General features: G+C 37.5%; 21 protein-coding genes. 5 read left to right on the top strand and 16 right to left on the bottom strand.

All coding sequences use genetic code 11. From position 1 onward, the window contains the following. Positions 1–128 precede the first annotated feature (128 nt). From GO621_RS16810 to pyrE, 5 genes are all read right to left on the bottom strand, one after another. Positions 129–1106, bottom strand: a complete 978-nt coding sequence (locus GO621_RS16810; protein WP_157569181.1) for a glycosyltransferase family 9 protein — start codon at positions 1104–1106, stop codon at positions 129–131. Positions 1107–1200: 94 nt separating this feature from the next. After that, positions 1201–1593, bottom strand: coding sequence for an acyl-CoA thioesterase (locus tag GO621_RS16805; RefSeq protein ID WP_157569179.1), 393 nt, complete (start codon positions 1591–1593; stop codon positions 1201–1203). Between the two features lies 1 nt (position 1594). Continuing rightward, on the bottom strand, positions 1595–2275 hold the full coding sequence (gene msrA, locus GO621_RS16800) for a peptide-methionine (S)-S-oxide reductase MsrA (RefSeq protein ID WP_157569177.1): 681 nt from the start codon (positions 2273–2275) through the stop codon (positions 1595–1597). A 144-nt stretch (positions 2276–2419) separates the two neighbouring features. After that, positions 2420–2815 carry an SRPBCC family protein gene (locus GO621_RS16795; RefSeq protein WP_157569175.1) on the bottom strand — a complete coding sequence of 132 codons (396 nt, stop codon included), beginning with the start codon at positions 2813–2815 and terminating at the stop codon, positions 2420–2422. Between the two features lie 24 nt (positions 2816–2839). Then, positions 2840–3481 (bottom strand): orotate phosphoribosyltransferase, encoded by a 642-nt coding sequence (gene pyrE, locus GO621_RS16790; RefSeq protein ID WP_157569173.1) that lies wholly within the window; start codon positions 3479–3481, stop codon positions 2840–2842. A gap of 384 nt (positions 3482–3865) precedes the next feature. Here pyrE and GO621_RS16785 point away from each other — a divergent pair, with 384 nt between their 5' ends. Beyond that, positions 3866–4036: a hypothetical protein gene (locus GO621_RS16785; RefSeq protein ID WP_157569171.1), complete on the top strand. Its 171-nt coding sequence runs from the start codon at positions 3866–3868 to the stop codon at positions 4034–4036. Positions 4037–4224: 188 nt separating this feature from the next. Beyond that, complete coding sequence (locus GO621_RS16780) at positions 4225–4866, top strand: NUDIX hydrolase (protein WP_157569169.1); 642 nt, start codon at positions 4225–4227, stop codon at positions 4864–4866. On the opposite strand, the gene coaD is transcribed toward GO621_RS16780, so the two are convergent. From coaD to GO621_RS16755, 5 genes are all read right to left on the bottom strand, one after another. Continuing rightward, positions 4841–5302, bottom strand: coding sequence for a pantetheine-phosphate adenylyltransferase (coaD, locus tag GO621_RS16775; RefSeq protein ID WP_157569168.1), 462 nt, complete (start codon positions 5300–5302; stop codon positions 4841–4843). The two genes, GO621_RS16780 and coaD, sit on opposite strands and share 26 nt — an antisense overlap. A gap of 68 nt (positions 5303–5370) precedes the next feature. Next, positions 5371–5727, bottom strand: coding sequence for a helix-turn-helix domain-containing protein (locus GO621_RS16770; RefSeq protein WP_157569165.1), 357 nt, complete (start codon positions 5725–5727; stop codon positions 5371–5373). Between the two features lie 5 nt (positions 5728–5732). Then, on the bottom strand, positions 5733–6026 hold the full coding sequence (locus GO621_RS16765) for a type II toxin-antitoxin system HigB family toxin (RefSeq protein ID WP_157569163.1): 294 nt from the start codon (positions 6024–6026) through the stop codon (positions 5733–5735). 161 nt (positions 6027–6187) lie between these two features. Next, positions 6188–6730: an RsmD family RNA methyltransferase gene (locus GO621_RS16760; protein ID WP_157569161.1), complete on the bottom strand. Its 543-nt coding sequence runs from the start codon at positions 6728–6730 to the stop codon at positions 6188–6190. Further along, the gene (locus GO621_RS16755) at positions 6730–7584 is read right to left on the bottom strand and encodes a DUF3822 family protein (protein ID WP_157569159.1); all 855 of its coding nucleotides are present in this window, start codon (positions 7582–7584) and stop codon (positions 6730–6732) included. The genes GO621_RS16760 and GO621_RS16755 overlap by 1 nt, the downstream gene beginning before the upstream one ends. Before the next feature lie 8 nt (positions 7585–7592). On the opposite strand from GO621_RS16755, the gene GO621_RS16750 reads away from it, so the two are divergent. Beyond that, on the top strand, positions 7593–9014 hold the full coding sequence (locus GO621_RS16750; protein ID WP_157569157.1) for an ATP-dependent DNA helicase: 1422 nt from the start codon (positions 7593–7595) through the stop codon (positions 9012–9014). 5 nt (positions 9015–9019) lie between these two features. Here GO621_RS16750 and GO621_RS16745 read toward each other — a convergent pair whose 3' ends face one another. Continuing rightward, positions 9020–10252 carry a sensor histidine kinase gene (locus GO621_RS16745; RefSeq protein WP_157569155.1) on the bottom strand — a complete coding sequence of 411 codons (1233 nt, stop codon included), beginning with the start codon at positions 10250–10252 and terminating at the stop codon, positions 9020–9022. A gap of 352 nt (positions 10253–10604) precedes the next feature. Here GO621_RS16745 and clpB point away from each other — a divergent pair, with 352 nt between their 5' ends. After that, the gene (clpB, locus tag GO621_RS16740; protein ID WP_157569153.1) at positions 10605–13196 is read left to right on the top strand and encodes an ATP-dependent chaperone ClpB; all 2592 of its coding nucleotides are present in this window, start codon (positions 10605–10607) and stop codon (positions 13194–13196) included. 453 nt (positions 13197–13649) lie between these two features. On the opposite strand, the gene GO621_RS16735 is transcribed toward clpB, so the two are convergent. From GO621_RS16735 to GO621_RS16715, 5 genes are all read right to left on the bottom strand, one after another. Beyond that, entirely contained in the window at positions 13650–13922 is a 273-nt protein-coding gene (locus GO621_RS16735; RefSeq protein WP_157569151.1) for a hypothetical protein, read from the bottom strand. A gap of 311 nt (positions 13923–14233) precedes the next feature. Then, positions 14234–14668, bottom strand: coding sequence for a DUF937 domain-containing protein (locus tag GO621_RS16730; RefSeq protein ID WP_157569149.1), 435 nt, complete (start codon positions 14666–14668; stop codon positions 14234–14236). A gap of 197 nt (positions 14669–14865) precedes the next feature. After that, complete coding sequence (locus tag GO621_RS16725; protein ID WP_157569147.1) at positions 14866–15702, bottom strand: YsnF/AvaK domain-containing protein; 837 nt, start codon at positions 15700–15702, stop codon at positions 14866–14868. 40 nt (positions 15703–15742) lie between these two features. Continuing rightward, positions 15743–16156, bottom strand: a complete 414-nt coding sequence (locus GO621_RS16720) for a YsnF/AvaK domain-containing protein (RefSeq protein ID WP_157569145.1) — start codon at positions 16154–16156, stop codon at positions 15743–15745. 388 nt (positions 16157–16544) lie between these two features. After that, the gene (locus tag GO621_RS16715; protein WP_157569143.1) at positions 16545–16736 is read right to left on the bottom strand and encodes a hypothetical protein; all 192 of its coding nucleotides are present in this window, start codon (positions 16734–16736) and stop codon (positions 16545–16547) included. 130 nt (positions 16737–16866) lie between these two features. Here GO621_RS16715 and GO621_RS16710 point away from each other — a divergent pair, with 130 nt between their 5' ends. Further along, positions 16867–17823: a hypothetical protein gene (locus GO621_RS16710; RefSeq protein WP_157569141.1), complete on the top strand. Its 957-nt coding sequence runs from the start codon at positions 16867–16869 to the stop codon at positions 17821–17823. The last annotated feature ends 55 nt before the right edge of the window (positions 17824–17878 follow it).

Genomic DNA, 17878 nt, shown 5'->3' with positions numbered 1-17878 from the left:
AAAAATATTTGTGGAATTTTAGCTTTTAGCTGATTAAACCAAAAGGGGCTGCTTATTATAAGCAGCCCCTTTTGGTTAAAATTAAATTGTATTGATTAGTCCAAAATCCGTAACTATCCGGTATTTTACTAAAGCACTACTTCTGTTAATTGTTCCCTTACCAAATTAAAATTTGGTGTCCTGGTCCAGTCAATAGTCCGATGTTTCATCTGGTTTAATGGCGACCATCTTTCCGGCTCGCCATGCAAACTGATGATGATACTTGGCGTACCATAAGCTGCAGCAATGTGCGATACGCCTGTACAATTTGCAATCAGGGCATAAGAATTTTTAATCATTACTGCAAGAGCACCTAAAGTAGTTTTACCGGCCATATTATAAGCTTCATGTTTCATGTTTTGCATTACTTCTGCCGCTAAATGCTCTTCATCTTTTGTTCCGGTTATCACTACATCAAATCCCTGCTCCTGGCAATAATCAGCCAAAGCAGCAAAATAAGCAGGCGGCCATTGGCGGGCAACACTGCGTGAACCCGGATGGATACAAATATACTTTTGCGGAATGATTTGTAAGTTTAACTGATCAAAGGCATCATAATCATAACTGTTAAGCGGAAACTCCAGTTCCTGCCCAACAGAGGGAATACCTAAATGGTTCATCAGCAATAAATGCCGGTGGATTTCATGGATGCCTTCGGGATATTTTAAATATAACGAACTTGGGCGAAAATCTTCTTCCCGGTAAAAACCGGCAGTATAAAAAGCGCCAAACAACTCCACCATTGGATTTACAATGGAACCGTTTCCCTGCATTTGTAAAGCCAGATCAAATTTTTCATGCTGCATTTCCTGCAAAAAAGAAATTATTTTTTCAGGGTTTACTTCCTGTTCCGGTAAACCGGGATAACCCGGAAAAGCAATAAAAGCATTAAAATATTCCGGAAAACGGTCTATCAAACTTTCGGCCCAGGGCAAACCAACTAAAGTAATATGTGCATCAGGATAAGCCGTACGCAAAGCGCGGAAAGCAGGAACAGAACATAGCATATCGCCTAATTGCAAGGCGCGAAAAATAACAATTTTTTGAATGGGATGTGCAGATAGCATAATTTAAAGGTTGTGTGGTTAACCTACGTGCCGATATTATGTTTCAGGAAATCCATACTGTTTTTACCGGCATAAAAACAGTATGGTGCTAATGTTACTGATTCTTAAACTTTTCGTCTGAACTGGTAATGTGGGTTTTACCATGAGGGAACGGGTTTCCATCATGGTCAACATTTACAAAAACAATTTTATCAATGGTCAAAATGCTTTTGCGCGTAACTTTATTCCGCACCTCGCAATGCAGGGTAATTGAAGTACGGCCAAAATTAGTGGCCACCATTCCCAATTCAATAATATCGCCTTGCCGGGCAGAACTTACAAAGTTAATTTCAGACATGAATTTAGTAACCACATGCGGATTATCTAATTGGCAAATAGCATAAATTGCTGCTTCTTCATCAATCCACATCAATAAACTGCCTCCAAACAAAGTACCGTTTGGGTTCAGGTCTTCCGGCTTTACCCATTTTCTGGTATGAAAATTCATGTTAAGGTTTTAACTTGCCTTTGTACGTTTTTTTAAACTGTTCGAAACGTTGTTCGGATACATTCTGGATGTAAGGATTATCCTTGTTGTGTTTCGCGTAATTCTGATGGTATTCCTCCGCACGATAAAAAGCGGTTAAAGGAACAATTTGCGTAACAATGGCGCGTTGGAACATACCTGATTTTAGTGCGTCGGTTTTAGCCGTTTCTGCCATTGCTTTTTCTGACGCACTTGCATAGAAAACAACAGAACGATATTGCGTGCCTTCATCCGGCCCTTGTTTATCTTTCGTTGTAGCATCGTGCGAAGCATAAAAAACTTTTAATAATTCGGGATAAGAAACTTTTTTAGGGTCATAATAAACCAACACAGATTCGGCATAACCTGTAGTTCCGGTGCTTACTTTTTCATAAGTTGGGTTTTGCGTATGACCGCCGGAATAACCTGATATTACAGAATCTACGCCTGCTACATCTTCAAAAATCTCTTCCGAGCACCAGAAACAACCTTCGGCAAAAGCGGCAATTGCTTTCCCTTTTGGCGCAGTTAAGTTTATTTTGCGTACACCTTCATCTTTTCCGGGTTCTTCGGTAGTTGTTAAAGTATTGGAAGAAGCTTGTCCGCAGGAAGCAAAAAGCAATGCGCCAAAAATAAGGTTATAAATTTTGATGTGGATTTTCATAGTTTACAAATTTACGATTGTAAACAATATACGCAGCACAAGCTTTATGAAGGGTTTTGTGAAGAAAACTTACATTGTTTTTACAAGAAGAAATTTTGAAGATGTAGATTTTTATGTGGTAAAAGAAGCATTGCTAACGAAAGCTTACTTCGTAACCAGCTCCTTCAACCTTTGGGTTTCAAAATCGGCCAATTTTTGTAACTGGCCACTTGCCAGCATTTTCATCATCATATTCATATCAGCAGAAATGGTGTAGAAAACCTGCGTTTGCGTACCTGCTTCTTTTATCTGCCATTTTAGTTCAAGCGGAAAAGGTGGCGCTTCTACTGCATTAATCAAAATTTCGTTTGGGTTACGGTTGCTAACCTGTAGAACAAGCTTGGCCATATTTTGGATATTAAAACGGGCTTCATCTTTTGTGGCTGTCCACCCCACCACGTTTTCGGGCATTAACTGATGATGATTATTCAGATCAGCTAAAAAATTATAAACCGATGCAGCAGGTGCATTAATGGTAACTTTACTTTCAATAACAGTCATAACAAAAAAATTAAACTCAAATAACTACTTCCCCCACTCAGACGGATTAGTGCGCCATTGCTGTAACACTTCAATCTGATTATCGTTTACGTATTGATGATTCGCTGCATACTTAATTAAAGCCGCATAATTTGATAAAGTAGCAAAACGGCAACGGGCATTTTTAAAATTTTCGGTTGCTTCATCCAAACCGTAGGTAAAAATAGCTGCTAAACCGGCAACATCTCCGCCTGCTGCACGCAAGGCTTCTACAGCCTGCAAGCTGCTTTTACCGGTAGAAATTAAATCTTCCACTACTACAATTCGCTGGCCGCGGTGCAACTCTCCTTCTACCAAGTTTCCGGTCCCGTGCTCTTTTGGTTTGGCCCGTACGTATAAAAAAGGCATCCCCAATTCCTGCGCCACCAAAACCCCTTGGGGTATTCCGGCGGTTGCTACACCTGCAATACAACTCACAGCACCAAATTCTTCCTGAATCATGGCAACCATTTGCTGGCGGATGTAAGTACGGATGGTTGGATGGGAAAGTGTTAAACGGTTATCGCAATAAATAGGCGATTGCCATCCAGACGCCCAGGTAAAAGGTTTGTCGGGCTGTAGTTTAATCGCTTTTATCTGTAATAAAAATTCTGCAACCTGCTGTTCAACTTCTAATTTATGAAACATAGCTGCAATTAGTAAGGTTAAATAAATTGTCGCTATTTTCCGGGTTGAAAAAGCACTTTGCCGCTAAATTAATTTCCCTTATTAAAAATATTATCATAATTGTTAATCAGTTGCCGGGTGGTACACTGTTTAAAAAGTACCTGTTTCAGCTTAGCAAAGATAAAAATCTTGCCTGGTTTTAGGGCATCAGGCCAATTAATTTGTTATAAAGTTGCCTCCCCCCCTTTTTATGCTGTTGCTTGTGCTGCTTTAGTAAACAACACTACTGCAAACCCCGGCTAATGCCAGGCTATTTTCCACCATTTTTTATTTTAAAAAAAAATGAAAATAATAATAACTATAGCAGCACTGGTTACGTATAGATAGATAAACAAAACAATTGTTATGGAAATTCAAGCCTTGTTAAAAAAACTGAGTAACGATATAGAAGAAAAAAGTGGTTTATTGAGTATGGCAGAAGCAGAACACCGTGATACCACCAAAGTAAAAATGGATCTGGAAATTGCCATTGAAAATTACAGCACTATTTTTAGTGCGCTTCCGATGCTAATGTAATACATTATTAATGTAATACGCCCAATATCAAGCCGAATTGAAGGTTTGTGCCGGTTAGATAATTAATCTGACGGTGCAAACCTTTTTTTATTTTAACGATTACAATAATTTATGCTTCTTTTACGCCGGTAAAATTGGCAGGCATAAACCTGAACCTGAATTTATTGGTTAAACACGACAAACACACTATGGAAAATACCATATTTCATATTTACATCAACGAGAAACTTTTGGTTGTTGCAGAAGCTGTACCCCCAAATTTAACAGTTTACCAGGACTTGAGTGCTGAGGTTGCTGATTTGAAAAATCTTTATCGGCTTATCTCCGCTTCTGCTGAGAAACAAAAATTCTTGTTTTTGTGTAAAAATGCCAAATCAACTTTGAAAAAGCTGGCTAAAAGTGTCAGGCTGATTGAAGCAGCAGGCGGTTTAGTTAGAAACGAGCGCAAAGAGTACTTGGTTATTTTTAGAAACGGTGTGTGGGACTTACCAAAAGGGAAAATTGAAGAAGGGGAAAAAACACGGAAAGCCGCTGTGAGGGAGGTGGAAGAAGAATGCGGTATCCGGGTAAAAAAAGCAGGCAGAAAAATTTGTAAAACCTATCACGTTTATCCGCAGCGTAACAAAGAACTGGCTTTGAAAAAAACACACTGGTACCGGATGAAAGCAGAAGGACAGGAAAAATTAAAACCGCAAAAGGAAGAAGGCATCACCAAGGCATGTTGGTTTACGCGCGAAAAATTTACCATTTTAACCCAAAATACCTATCCATCTATTGTTGATGTTTTGGATACTATAGGTTTACTTACAGAAACGGAAGTGCCTCTTTAGGGATAAATTGGCTTACATCGCCGTTATACTTTAAAATTTCGCGCACAATGGTAGAGCTGATGGAAGAATAACCCGGTTTACTTACAATAAATATGCTTTCTATTTCGGGTTCTAAAGCATGGTTCATTTGGGCAATGGCTTTTTCGTACTCAAAATCAGAAACGGTACGGATACCACGGATCATGTAAGCGGCGCCAATTTGTTTACAAAATTCAACTGTTAAGCCTTCATAAGCAATTACTTCTATACGCGGCTCATCTGCAAAAACAGCTTTTAGCATTTGTTCCCGCTTTTCTGGTGTAATAAAAGGTTTTTTAGTGCTGTTTAAACCAATTCCAACGTAAACTTTATCAAACAGACTGACTGACCGTTTTAAAATATCAACATGGGCTTTGGTAACCGGATCAAAAGAACCGGGAAAAAGGGCAGTTTTCATAGTTAATTAGTAGATGAATAAATAAGTATGATAATTTCAGATCAGGAAAAACAACAGCTAAATTTTTATTAGTAAGCCTGGATCAAAACCTCTGTCGGAATTTTCAAACTTTCATGGAGTAATCGGATCATCTCTAAAGATAATTTTCTTTTTCTGTTTAAAATTTCGCTTGCCCTGCTTTTTAAGCCAACCATTTTAGCCAAATCAGTTTGGTTATATCCCATTTGCTCCATTCTGAATTTTATAGCTTCAATAGGATCTGGAAAGCCCACAGGAAAATGTTCATCTTCATATTTCGCAATCAAAATTCCCAATACTTCCAATTCATCTCCTTCAGCAGAATTTTTCTTAGAGTCGAAAATCTGTTCCAGCCGCTTTAAAGCTTGTTGATAATCCTGCTCAGTCTTAATGGGTTTAATAATCATCCTATTTAAATTTTTGTTGCATCCGTTTTATCATATTCTGCATGTGTGCCAATAAATCTTATCCACAACATTTGATAGTCGTAATTTATTTTAACAATTAGCCTATAACTATTTCCTTTTATATTGAATACAACTCTGTTATCTGCTAAAAAACTTGCACTCGGATACTTCATTTTAATTTCAGCAGGATTATTCCAATTATTAGTGTTTGCCTCTTGATACCAAGATTTTAATTGATGTACACAATCGGGATGTATCTCCCAAAAGTCGCGAAGTGTTTTTTTAGCAATAACTCTCAAAGATTTATCAAAGATAATAAACAGTTCCCAAAAATGGAACTGTTTTAAGCCTTAATTATAATACTTCTTTTATGCCTGTATTTTTTGCAGTATTACAAAAAGTACGGAGATATTATGATTTTTATATGGTAAAAGAAGCATATAAAATAGACGGAATAAGTTTAAACACCTTCAATTTTAAAAAAAGAAAAAGCAGTATTTCCATAAATTCTTTTTTCGCTGAAATTAGGCTGATTGCTTAAATTTTGATAAGATGGATGTTCTATAATTAACAAACCATTAGTTAACAACAAATTACGGATAAAAACAGCATTTGGCAATTGTGGAATTTTATCCAGATCGTAAGGCGGATCAGCAAAAATAACGTCGTATTGATCGGTTTCCAATTCCAGGAACTTAAAAACATCCGCTTTAAAAGTGATAATTTCAGGCAGTTGATGTTTGGCTGCCATATCTTTTAAATAATATATACATTGTGCTGCACGGTCAACCGCTACTACTTTTTCTGCATTTCGCGAAGCAAATTCCATCGCAATATTCCCGGTCCCGCTAAATAGATCAAGCACTTTTAAACCTTCAAAATCCAGCAGATTGTTTAAAATGTTAAACAATGCTTCTTTGGCCAGGTCTGTTGTTGGCCTCACCGGTAAATTATTGGGTGGGTTTAAGCGTAACCCTTTTAAACGTCCTCCAATTATCCGCATTAAATCAAACCTAAAAAATTAACTACCTGATGCTGCTGCAAATTGTTGCGTTGTTTAAAAGCAGGTGTATTAAATAAACTGGCTTCTTTAAAAAACTGCCTTAAACGAAGCACCTGTTCATCACCTGCTTCTGCCCTGCCGCAAATAATCAATGCGGTTTCCTGTGGTTTTAGCTTTAACTGTTCTGCTACCAGCGCGGTGTAATAAACTAATTCGTCGATACTTGAGCAGGAAAACTGGTTATAAAAACGCACATTTTTCCGTTCCGGATACAACACCTGCAACTGGTCCTTTTCGATCATCAAATACAAATTTTGCCCTGGAAGTTCTGCTTGTATTACTGTTTTTATCCAGCTTTTTGGTGCAAATTCAATTTTTGTGGTATTAAAATGCGCTGCTAATTTTTGTACCAGCCCTTCATCAAAAGTAAAAATAACCTTGTTTTGTCCGTTTTCTATTTCATCAGTTAAAATCACATCTGCTTCTTTTACCGACAAAAAAGCTGCAAAGTCCAGCAAATTATCAGGTGTAAAAATAGCATTTGGGACGAGGCAAAAACTAGGCGTTTCAACCGCTACAACAACTTTTTGGTAAGATGAGGTTAATAAACCCAAGTTGTTTTGCAGTTCAAATAGTTCGGTTAATGGATTATCTGTACTTACGCTCACCAACCTCTGTGTTGCAGGATGACGGACAGCATAGCTAAAAGTATCCTGGCTTAAAATAACCATCAACTGAAAATCAGCCGTGTGAACAGGGTTAAAACCAGGATCGGAATAATTTATCGGGACAAAGTGCATCGGTAAACAAAAGTAAAAATTTTTGGCATAGACTTTAACCGTTTTTATAGTCATTTTTGGGGATGATGAACGAAAGCCTTCTGCTTAAAGCTTTTCCGCATACGCCAACCCAACAGCAAATGGAGCTGTTTAACCTGCTGCACCGTTTTTTAACCAATACCGATGAAGATACTTGTTTTATCCTGAAAGGATATGCCGGTACGGGTAAAACTACTGCTTTGGCTGCATTGGTAAAGCTGCTTAAAAACTATCAATACCAGTCGGTTTTGCTGGCACCAACCGGCCGAGCAGCTAAAGTAATGGGCAGTTACTCGGGCCGGAAAGCTTTTACCATCCACAAAAAAATATACCGTAAAAAAAGCGCCGTAACGCCAGACCTTGCTTTTTCTACCGCTGATAACCTGCACGAAAACACATTGTTTATTGTTGATGAAGCTTCTATGATTTCTGGAGAAGGCAATGGGAACGGCAACAGTTTATTACACGACCTGGTTGAATATGTTTATAATTCCCGTAATTGTAAGCTTTTATTAATTGGTGATACGGCGCAGCTTCCTCCTGTTGGTTCTGAACACAGTATTGCTCTCGAGCCAAAGTTGCTGAAAGATTTATTTCATTTGAAAATATTTAGTTATGAGTTGACCGAAGTGATGCGGCAGGAAAAAAATTCGGGTATTTTAGAAAACGTAACGTTAATGCGGAACCTGATCCGAAATGAAGAAGCAGAATATCCGCAAATTACCACGAAAGGTTTTAAAGATATTTACCGGATGACTGGCGAACGGTTGGAAGAAGGTTTAAATTATGCCTACAATAAATACGGCATAGAAAACACGTTGCTCATTTGCCGTTCCAATAAAAACGCAAATAGTTACAACCAGCAAGTACGTGCACGTATTTTGTACCGGGAAGAAGAACTTACGGGAGGGGATTTTGTAATGGTGGTGCGCAACAATTACTTCTGGTTAAAAGAAAATGAAGAAACCAGCACAGATTTTATTGCCAACGGAGATATTGGCCAGATAAAAAGAGTACGCAACATCAGAGAAATGTATGGTTTTCAGTTTGCTGATGTACAAATAGAATTTACCGATTATGCAGATGCTTTAACTTTAGACTGTACCGTGATGCTTAATACACTTTACACCGAAACACCAAGTCTTTCTCAATCAGAAAACCAGCGCTTTTATGAAGAAGTGATGAAGGATTACGAACACCTAACCAGCCGCCAGAAAAAAATGGAAGGGCTGAAAGCCAATCCCTATTTTAATGCTTTGCAGATTAAATTTGCTTATGCCGTAACCTGTCATAAAGCGCAAGGCGGCCAGTGGGACGCAGTTTTTGTAGACCAGGGTTATTTAACGGAAGATATGTTGAACACAGATTTCCTCCGCTGGTTTTATACTGCGTGTACCCGCGCAACAAAAGAGCTCTTCCTGATTAATTTCAGCGACAACTTTTACCTGGAAAAGGCTGCAGAGTAAGATTTTTAGGCGGTAAAAGAAGCATCGGCCTTTGGTAAACAGATGCGAAAAATGGAACCCTCGTTTTCTATGCTTTCTGCTTCCATCGTTCCGCCGTGTTTTTCTACAATCCGGCGTGCAATGTTTAATCCTAAACCGGTTGATTTTTCTCCCCGTAAACCTTTACGGCTTGATTTGGTAAAACGATCAAAAATATAAGGTAATAAATGCTGAGGAATACCAATACCGTAATCTTTTACTTCAATACAAACATCTTGCTTAACTTCTGTTAACCTGACTTCTATTTTGCCTTCCGGCTCTGAAAACTTAACAGCATTGGTAATCAGGTTATCTAAAACGCGATGAAATTTTTCAGTATTAATATTGGAGTAGCTGTTTTTATCCGCAGATACAAAAACAATCTCGTTACCCACATTCTGATTTTTCCATTCGTTAACCAAACTCACCAGCAACTCATTTACATTAACCACGGTTGTTACAAGTTCTAAATCGCTTTCATCACGCGCAGCTTCCAGCAGTTCGTTTACAATTTCACGTGCCTTTACACACGATGCTTTAATCATCGTTACGTTCTCTCCCGTTTCTTTGTCAAGCTCGTCCATCTCCATCAGCGAAGCAATAGATTCGATTGCGGCAATCGGATTCCGCAGATCATGTGCAACCATTCCAAGCACTTCATTTTTAAAGTTGCTAGCTTTTTGCAGCTCAATATTGTTTTGCTCGATTTGGATCAGCTGCAAAAAATTCTTGAATTTGTAAGTATAGAGATACCTGGAGACCATATAAAAACCGGTCGATAATACTATACTTGCCAGAATGTTGTAGATAAAATCTGTGTTGTTAGCAATATTGAACTTTAATAAAGCATAAAATACTGCTTCTATAACAGCAATGATGATGATTACTTCCGGCACTTCAAAAACCAATGTTCCGGCGGTAATGATCAAAGCAACCATAAAAAAAGTTAAGGTATTATGCGGATTATGCATCGCCATAAAACTGGTTAACATACCGCTAATTACAAGATAACTTCCAAAAGCAATTGTAAAAATTCTGGTAACGTATATAGTGATTTTTGTTTTATGCTGATAGGCCATCAACAGTAATCTATCCAGAAAAAGGAATAAAGGCAAAACCAGTAAATGCATCCAATTTACAAAGTTGTGTTCCTGGTAATATTTAAAAGCGCTTAAATCTTTTTGGTAAAAAAAGGAAACGATGCGTAAAAATAAGTTCAAACAAAAAAAAATGGAACTAAATATTTTGATTACTTGTAAATTTTGAAGCAGGTAAAAAGACTGAAATTGTGCTTTTGATCCGGCAGGTATTTTTTTAAAAAAGAGCTTGTCCAAGTTATTTATGTTAGCTTAAAGGCTGAGCAATGTTATTTGTTATACGATTTTTACGTATTGAACAAACAAAATCCTAATATTTTTTAAAAGTATTATTTCTAACCCCAATTATATTAAAAAAAGCGTTTCCATAATCGGCACTGCCCTTTTGTCTTTTCAAATTAAATCTCCCTGACAAATTTTCCCTTCTACTGTTAACTTGTAGCTTTGGTAGTGAATTTGTAAAAGAGTAATTACTATGAACTTAAACAACTATACCATAAAAGCTCAGGAAGCTATTCAGAAAGCATCTGAAATTACTTCCGGAAACCAACAGCAGGCGATAGAAAATGCGCACTTGCTGAAAGGAATGTTGCTGGTGGATGAAAACGTTGTAAATTATTTGCTGAAAAAACTTAACGTTAACATAAACCGGCTTAATACTTCGCTGGACGAACAAATTGCTACTTACCCAAAAGTTAGCGGCAGTGATGTTTATTTATCGTCTGGCACCAACAGTACTTTGCAAAAAGCATTGTCGTATGTTAAAGAATTTAAAGACGAATTTGTATCTGTAGAACATCTTTTGTTAGCTGTTTTAGCGGCTAATGATAAAACAAGTTCTTTACTCAAAGATTCTGGGGCAACCGAAAAAGACCTTAAAAAAGCAATTTTAGAATTGCGCGGAACCAATAAAGTAACAGGGCAAAACGCAGAAGCAACCTATAACTCGCTCAATAAATACGCACGTAACTTAAATGAATATGCAGAATCAGGCAAGCTTGATCCGGTAATTGGAAGAGATGAAGAGATCCGCCGGGTTATCCAGATCTTATCGCGCCGTACTAAAAACAATCCGATTTTGGTTGGTGAGCCGGGCGTTGGTAAAACGGCCATTGCCGAAGGGATTGCTTTCAGGATTATCAAAGGCGATGTTCCTGAAAACCTGAAGTCTAAAACTGTTTATTCGCTTGATATGGGCGCGCTGATTGCCGGCGCGAAATACAAAGGAGAGTTTGAGGAACGCTTAAAAGCAGTGATAAAAGAAGTAACCCAGGCAGATGGAGAAATTATCCTGTTTATTGATGAGATCCATACTTTGGTTGGCGCTGGCGGCGGCGAAGGTGCAATGGATGCAGCAAATATTTTAAAACCTGCGTTGGCACGTGGCGAACTAAGGGCAATTGGCGCAACTACTTTAAACGAATACCAAAAATATTTTGAGAAAGATAAAGCGCTGGAACGTCGTTTTCAAAAAGTAACGGTTGATGAACCTGACACCGCGGATGCGATTTCTATTCTCCGTGGCATAAAAGAAAAATACGAAACCCACCATAAAGTGCGGATTAAAGATGAAGCGATTATTGCTTCGGTTGAAATGTCGCAACGTTATATTTCTGATCGCTTTTTACCAGATAAAGCTATCGATTTAATGGACGAAGCTGCTTCTAAATTACGATTGGAAATGGATTCTGTTCCGGAAGTGGTAGATGAACTGGAACGACGGATTATGCAGTTAGAAATTGAACGCGAAGCCATTAAACGCGAAAACGATGAAAAACGGGTGAAAGAGCTGAGCGAAGAAATTGCAAACTTATCCAGCGAACGTGATTCTGTCCGTGCAAAATGGCAAGGTGAAAAGGATTTGGTGGATAACATCAACTCTAAAATTGAACAGATAGAAAACTATAAACTGGAAGCGGAACAGGCAGAACGTGCTGGTGATTATGGAAAAGTTGCTGAATTACGTTACGGCAAAATCAAAGAAACAGAAGCCGAAGTTGAAAAGCTAAAAAAGCAGCTGGAAGACGAACAAGGCGACGGCCGTATGTTGAAAGAAGAAGTTACAGCCGATGACATTGCCGGTGTGGTTTCCCGTTGGACTGGTATTCCGGTTTCTAAAATGATCCAGAGCGAACGCGAAAAACTGTTGCATTTAGAAGATGAACTGCACAAACGTGTAGCCGGCCAGGAAGAAGCGATTGAAGCAATTTCTGATGCCATCCGCCGAAGCCGTGCAGGTTTGCAAGACCCGCGTAAGCCAATTGGTTCCTTTATCTTTTTGGGAACAACCGGTGTGGGTAAAACTGAGTTAGCAAAGGCATTAGCAGAATACCTTTTTAATGATGAATCTGCTTTGGTACGGATCGATATGAGTGAGTATCAGGAACGCCATGCTGTTTCCAGATTAATCGGTGCGCCTCCGGGTTATGTTGGTTATGATGAAGGCGGACAATTAACCGAGGCTGTCCGCAGGAAACCATACAGTGTGGTTTTGCTGGATGAGATTGAAAAAGCGCATCCGGATGTATTCAACATCTTGTTACAGGTTTTGGATGATGGCCGTTTAACAGATAATAAAGGCCGCGTGGTAAACTTTAAAAATACCATCATCATCATGACTTCCAACATTGGTTCTAACGTTATTCAGGAAAACTTTACCATACTGAACGAGCTGAACCATGATGAAGTAGTTGCGAAAACCAAGAACGAATTGTTTGAACTGTTGCGTAAAACTATCCGTCCGGAATTTTTAAACCGGATTGATGAGATCATCATGTTCACCCCGCTAAGCCGTGATGAAATTGGCAATATTGTAAAATTACAATTTAACCAATTGCAGCATACCTTAGAAGAAATGGGCATCCATATTGAAGCTACCGATGCCGCACTTGAATGGTTAGGACAATTAGGTTACGATCCGCAATTTGGCGCCCGTCCGCTAAAACGGGTTATCCAAAAAAAGGTGCTAAACGAACTATCCAAACAAATATTAGCTGGCAAAGTAAACAAAGACAGTAACATTAAATTAGATGAATTTGACCACAACTTTGTGTTTTTGAATTCCTGATTTATACATACTGTTTTTACCGGCTATTTTTATATAATTATATTTAAAGAGGGGTTTCCGGTAAGTGGAAACCCCTTTTTTATTCCTTTACATCTTCAGCCTTGACTTTCCTGATAACACCATTCTCAGAAAAAACAAAAACACCACCAGTTTGGCGTTTGGCTTTTAATAATGAGGTTGTTTAAACTTTTTGGGCCCATTTAAATTTGGTTCTCCGGCATGCCCAGGTTTAGTGCCCATGCTTCTTTTACCGGGTAAAATTGGTGTTTACATTTAATCACTAAAGACCTACAAGGTTTTGAAAACCTTATAGGTCTTTAGTGATTTTTAGGCGATAAAAGAAGCATCGGCCCCAAAAAAGAGGGCCAAAAAAAAAGTTTAAACAACTTCAATTTTTTAAAAGTTAAATCCAAGCCTTTTTCAATTTTTTGAATTAATTCTTCATGCTTTAAATTAGTTCTTTCCATTTGCTGAATTTATAATTTTCATCCAATCTTCTTGTTTTTTAATTTTGATACTTGAATCATTTTCACCAGTTGCAATAACAGAATAAGGTTTAATTGAATTATCAATAACAATCCAATAATCACATAAACTTGTAAAGACATTGTTCAAATTAGAAATCCCTTTATAACAATATCTTACAATTACATCTTCCGGAATACGATGTCCCCCTTCTGCAACTCTGATTTTTACCCTTTCAATAGCTAAATTTACAGCATACAACCAAAAAATAGTAGCTGTTTAAATTATATTCAACTTACTTGCAATGCTTCTTTTACCAGATAAAAATCCTTAGTCTATACTTCTTTTTGTATCGATACAACATTTAAATATAGAATTTATAGGCTTAAAAGAAGCACTATAAATTTTTATGATAGAAATTTAAACATTTTTTAAAATATCAACAAAAAGTTATTCCCATCTCTTCTACTTATTATACCTTAACAAAGAAACTTAAAATCCTATTTTTAATTAAATAAAAAAAGCCAGCACAAATTGTGCTGGCTTTAGTATTAATAGCAATACTGTTTTTACTACAACAAATTACTTAAGCTACCTAATAATCCGCCGCTGTTTCCGCCAGAAAGAGAATTTTGCAAACTATCTGGTGTAATGCTGGAATCATTAGGGTCATTAACTTTACGGGCAAATTTTTGTAATAAGCCAGGTAAAGCAGCAGCGATAGCGCCTGTGGCCATTGGTGGCAAACCAAATTTACTGCCTAAGCTACTTGCCAGTCCGCCTTCTATTGCGCTGGTAATCGGGCTGCCAGAACTCATGCTTCCGGTTAACATGGATAATAAACCACCAGCACCACCAGATGCTGCAGCCTGGTTTTGTAAACCATTGGTAATATGACTTGCAATTTCCTGATGAACGGCATCTTCTTGTCCGGCTGGAATAGCGGATGTTACTTGAGAGTTTCCGCTCATCTGGTCTTTAACCAGTTGTAAGATTTGATCAAACATAATTTTTAATTTTATTAGTAATATGATTTATAGACAATTAGTTTTAAAAGCAAATACTTTTCTTGTAAATCTGCATACAGATTGTACATTTAATTCTGCCATAATTATTGATAAATTAGTAAGTAAAAAAACTAAAAAGCGTCAGCATTTTACTACTGACGCTTCTTTTACCAGGATTTTGTGCTGATCAGAAAGGCTTATTTATAAAAACCTGCATCATCTCCTGCGGTTGTACTTCCGCCTGTTATGCTGTTTTTTGTGGTAATGGCATTGTCCTGACTGGTCAGATTTTCTGTATCTACCTCAGTTTTGCGAACAGTTCCTTGCACGGTTTCGTTGTTTTCCTGTACTTCTTTTTCCAAAGAAACTTCGCCGGTAACAAATGCTTCTTTAGCAACTACAGGCACTTCTGCATGCTCTGTCATTTCAATAGTAGCATCCTTAAAGTTGGCCAAATCAGCTTCAGTAGCCGGGCGATTAACATTTGTACGTGCTACACGAACGCGTTCTGTACGCAAACGTACATCTTCGTGTACCGCTTGTTCCACAATACGGCTGCGTAAACGCACTCCGCCAGTTTCAACTTCGCGTTTACCAACGTTCATTTTTTCTTCAATGATTTTGATTGAATCCGCCTCATTTGTATTTACTGCACCGGTAAGTCCTGAAGCTGTAGTGCTGCTTTTGTATTGTTCTGCACGTTCGTTAACGTCAATAGCGCCGTAGTTATCCAAAATTTTAGCTGCACTTTCAGCTTCCTGATCGTTTTTTGCGTGAACGGTTACGATAGAACCTTTACGGCCGACTTTAGTATATTTTTCGGCTTCATCGTTGCTTCCGAACAGATTACTAAAGAATCCGCCAATACTATTATCATCTTCGTCGTCATCATTAGAAACTGAGGTTCCTTCTGTTTCTGAAGCACGTGAAGACAAATCAATGTCTGATCTGCTAAAACCATTGTTTACAAGGTAATTTACGGCTTCCTGGGCCTCACTTGTATAGTCGAAAATTCCAATTACTGTTTGTGACATGATTACTGTTTTTAAAATTGTTAATTAATTTATTGATTTGTTATTGTGTTGTGTCTATTCTGCTGATCTCGATCTCTTCTTTTCGAAGCAACTCGTTAATGGTAGTTGTTGTAGTAACATGCTTTTTGGTAATGCGCAGTTCTTCTACCAGCATCAGTCGTTTTTCTACTACCAATACTTCTTTTACCACCGGAATTATGGTAGTATCGCCTTCATAACGGGTTGCAGGTGCGGTTTCAACATATTCATTGATAGCAATCCGTTCTACGTGTACTTCTTCTTGTGTAACCGGAATTTCCTGGCTTACTTCCTGGGATATTATTTTTTTATTGATCCGGACGGTACCGGTTTCTACCTGCCTTACACCAACATTTAAACGCTCTTCAACCAATGGGATTTTTTTTGACAGTTCTGCCAGGTTAAGCTGTTCCTCTGTCTTGCCGATATTGTTCATTCTGTTACAATTTTTTTATCAAAAAGCAAAAAATGTTTACTAATTGATAATAACTTAAATAAAAAACTAACAGAATTTGTTTTTTAATTAAAAATGCACTTTGGCAGTTTCTAAGAAATTTGTAATTAAGAAGAAGAAAAACCTTTGTATAGTTAACTTTGCATTCATTTTAATATCAAATTAAAATATTCATGCAAGTAATTTTTATAATTCTTATAATTAGGCATTATACTTTTTCGAAGTTAGTTTTTTAAAAAGCATCATTACAGGTAGCATTTTTAACAGAAAAAGTATTAGAAGGAATCAGGATAGAAGGAGAAGGTTGGATAAAATCCAAAAAATGAAGTACTTTAAAACAAAAAAGCGGTACAAAGACCGCTTTTTCTATCTACTGTTTTGCCTTTTTGTTTATTTTGTAACGCATGTCAGGCTTACCAGACTTGGTAGTAGGAATTGGTTTTTGTTTAACCGTCATGTTGGCCTTATACCTTTTATCAGGTGTGCCGTCTTTTTTTGTTTGTGCAAATGAGAGGGTAAATGCCAGGGTTGAAACAAGCAATAACAAAAGGGACTTTTTCATACTTTTTAAATTGATTTTTAAGCAAATTAATTATTATTTTGATAAGAGCTGGCGTTTATTAAAAAAAATTAAAACAAAAAATTAAGCAAAGTTTGATTTGTCCTGCTGTTTTTATCGGTACTATTTTTATATGAAGTATTTTTCCTTTTTTATACTGAATTTTATTGTGTTTACCATTTTCTCATGTAAACAAAAAGTTAATGAAAAACATTCGCCAGCAGCCGAAGAATCCAACGAACAACGGATAGCCAGGACTAAAACTTCTTTCAAAACTATTTCAGGGATCCGTTTTACAGAAGTTTACCGCCGTTTTGATAACGGCGTTTCTTTTAATGCGCAAGGTTATCAGTTAAAACCATCCTGGAAATTATACTTTGTATCTGATACGGTTGTTAATTTGTACAGTGATATTAAAAAACGTTACTACGAACTGCCGGTAACTTTAGACCACGATTCCATTTTTAACATGGGCGGCGCCTGGTTTAAAGCCAGGAAAATCAACAAAGACAGCCTTTTTTTCCAGGTGCTTTCGGTAAAAAACAAGGTCATCAGCTGGAAAAACTCAAACGTTTACGTTACTTTTTATGCGGAGGATTATCTTAAAAACATATTGCATAAAAAAGCTAAAACACTGCAAGGAACCACCAAAAAAGATACGGCTTATATCCGGGCTCTGGCAATCGCCTCTTCGCATAATCCCAAAAAAATATTTGCAGCACAGCAACCGGTTACATTAAAAAGTAAAAGCACAAATGTTGCAGTTACCAATGCAAAGGTAAAGGCTAAAGATCTGGATAGTTACTACATCCCCGAAACGTTGTTTTATCCTGAATACAGTATTACGATCCATCAAGCTTATGCAGACTTTTACCACACTTTTGCAGTTCAGGTTGATGCAAAAGGACAAATGCATTTTGTAGAACCGATGGAAGAAATGTTTCCGGATGAAAAGGAAAATATAATCAAAGTAATGAAAGGAATTATGGATGGATACCTAAAACTTTATCTGGATATTACGCCAGGCAAAACCTTAGGTATTGCGCATGATAGTTTGATCTTATTAGTGGTTCGGGGTTATACAAGCTGATGCTTCTTTTACCGGTATAAAATCAGGATAAAAACAGCATCTGCAATTTTAGTAT

Source organism: Mucilaginibacter arboris (assembly GCF_009754915.1).
Lineage (GTDB): Bacteria > Bacteroidota > Bacteroidia > Sphingobacteriales > Sphingobacteriaceae > Mucilaginibacter_A > Mucilaginibacter_A arboris.
Note: the sequence above shows the minus strand (reverse complement) of the source record. Positions and strands in the feature narration are given on the sequence as shown.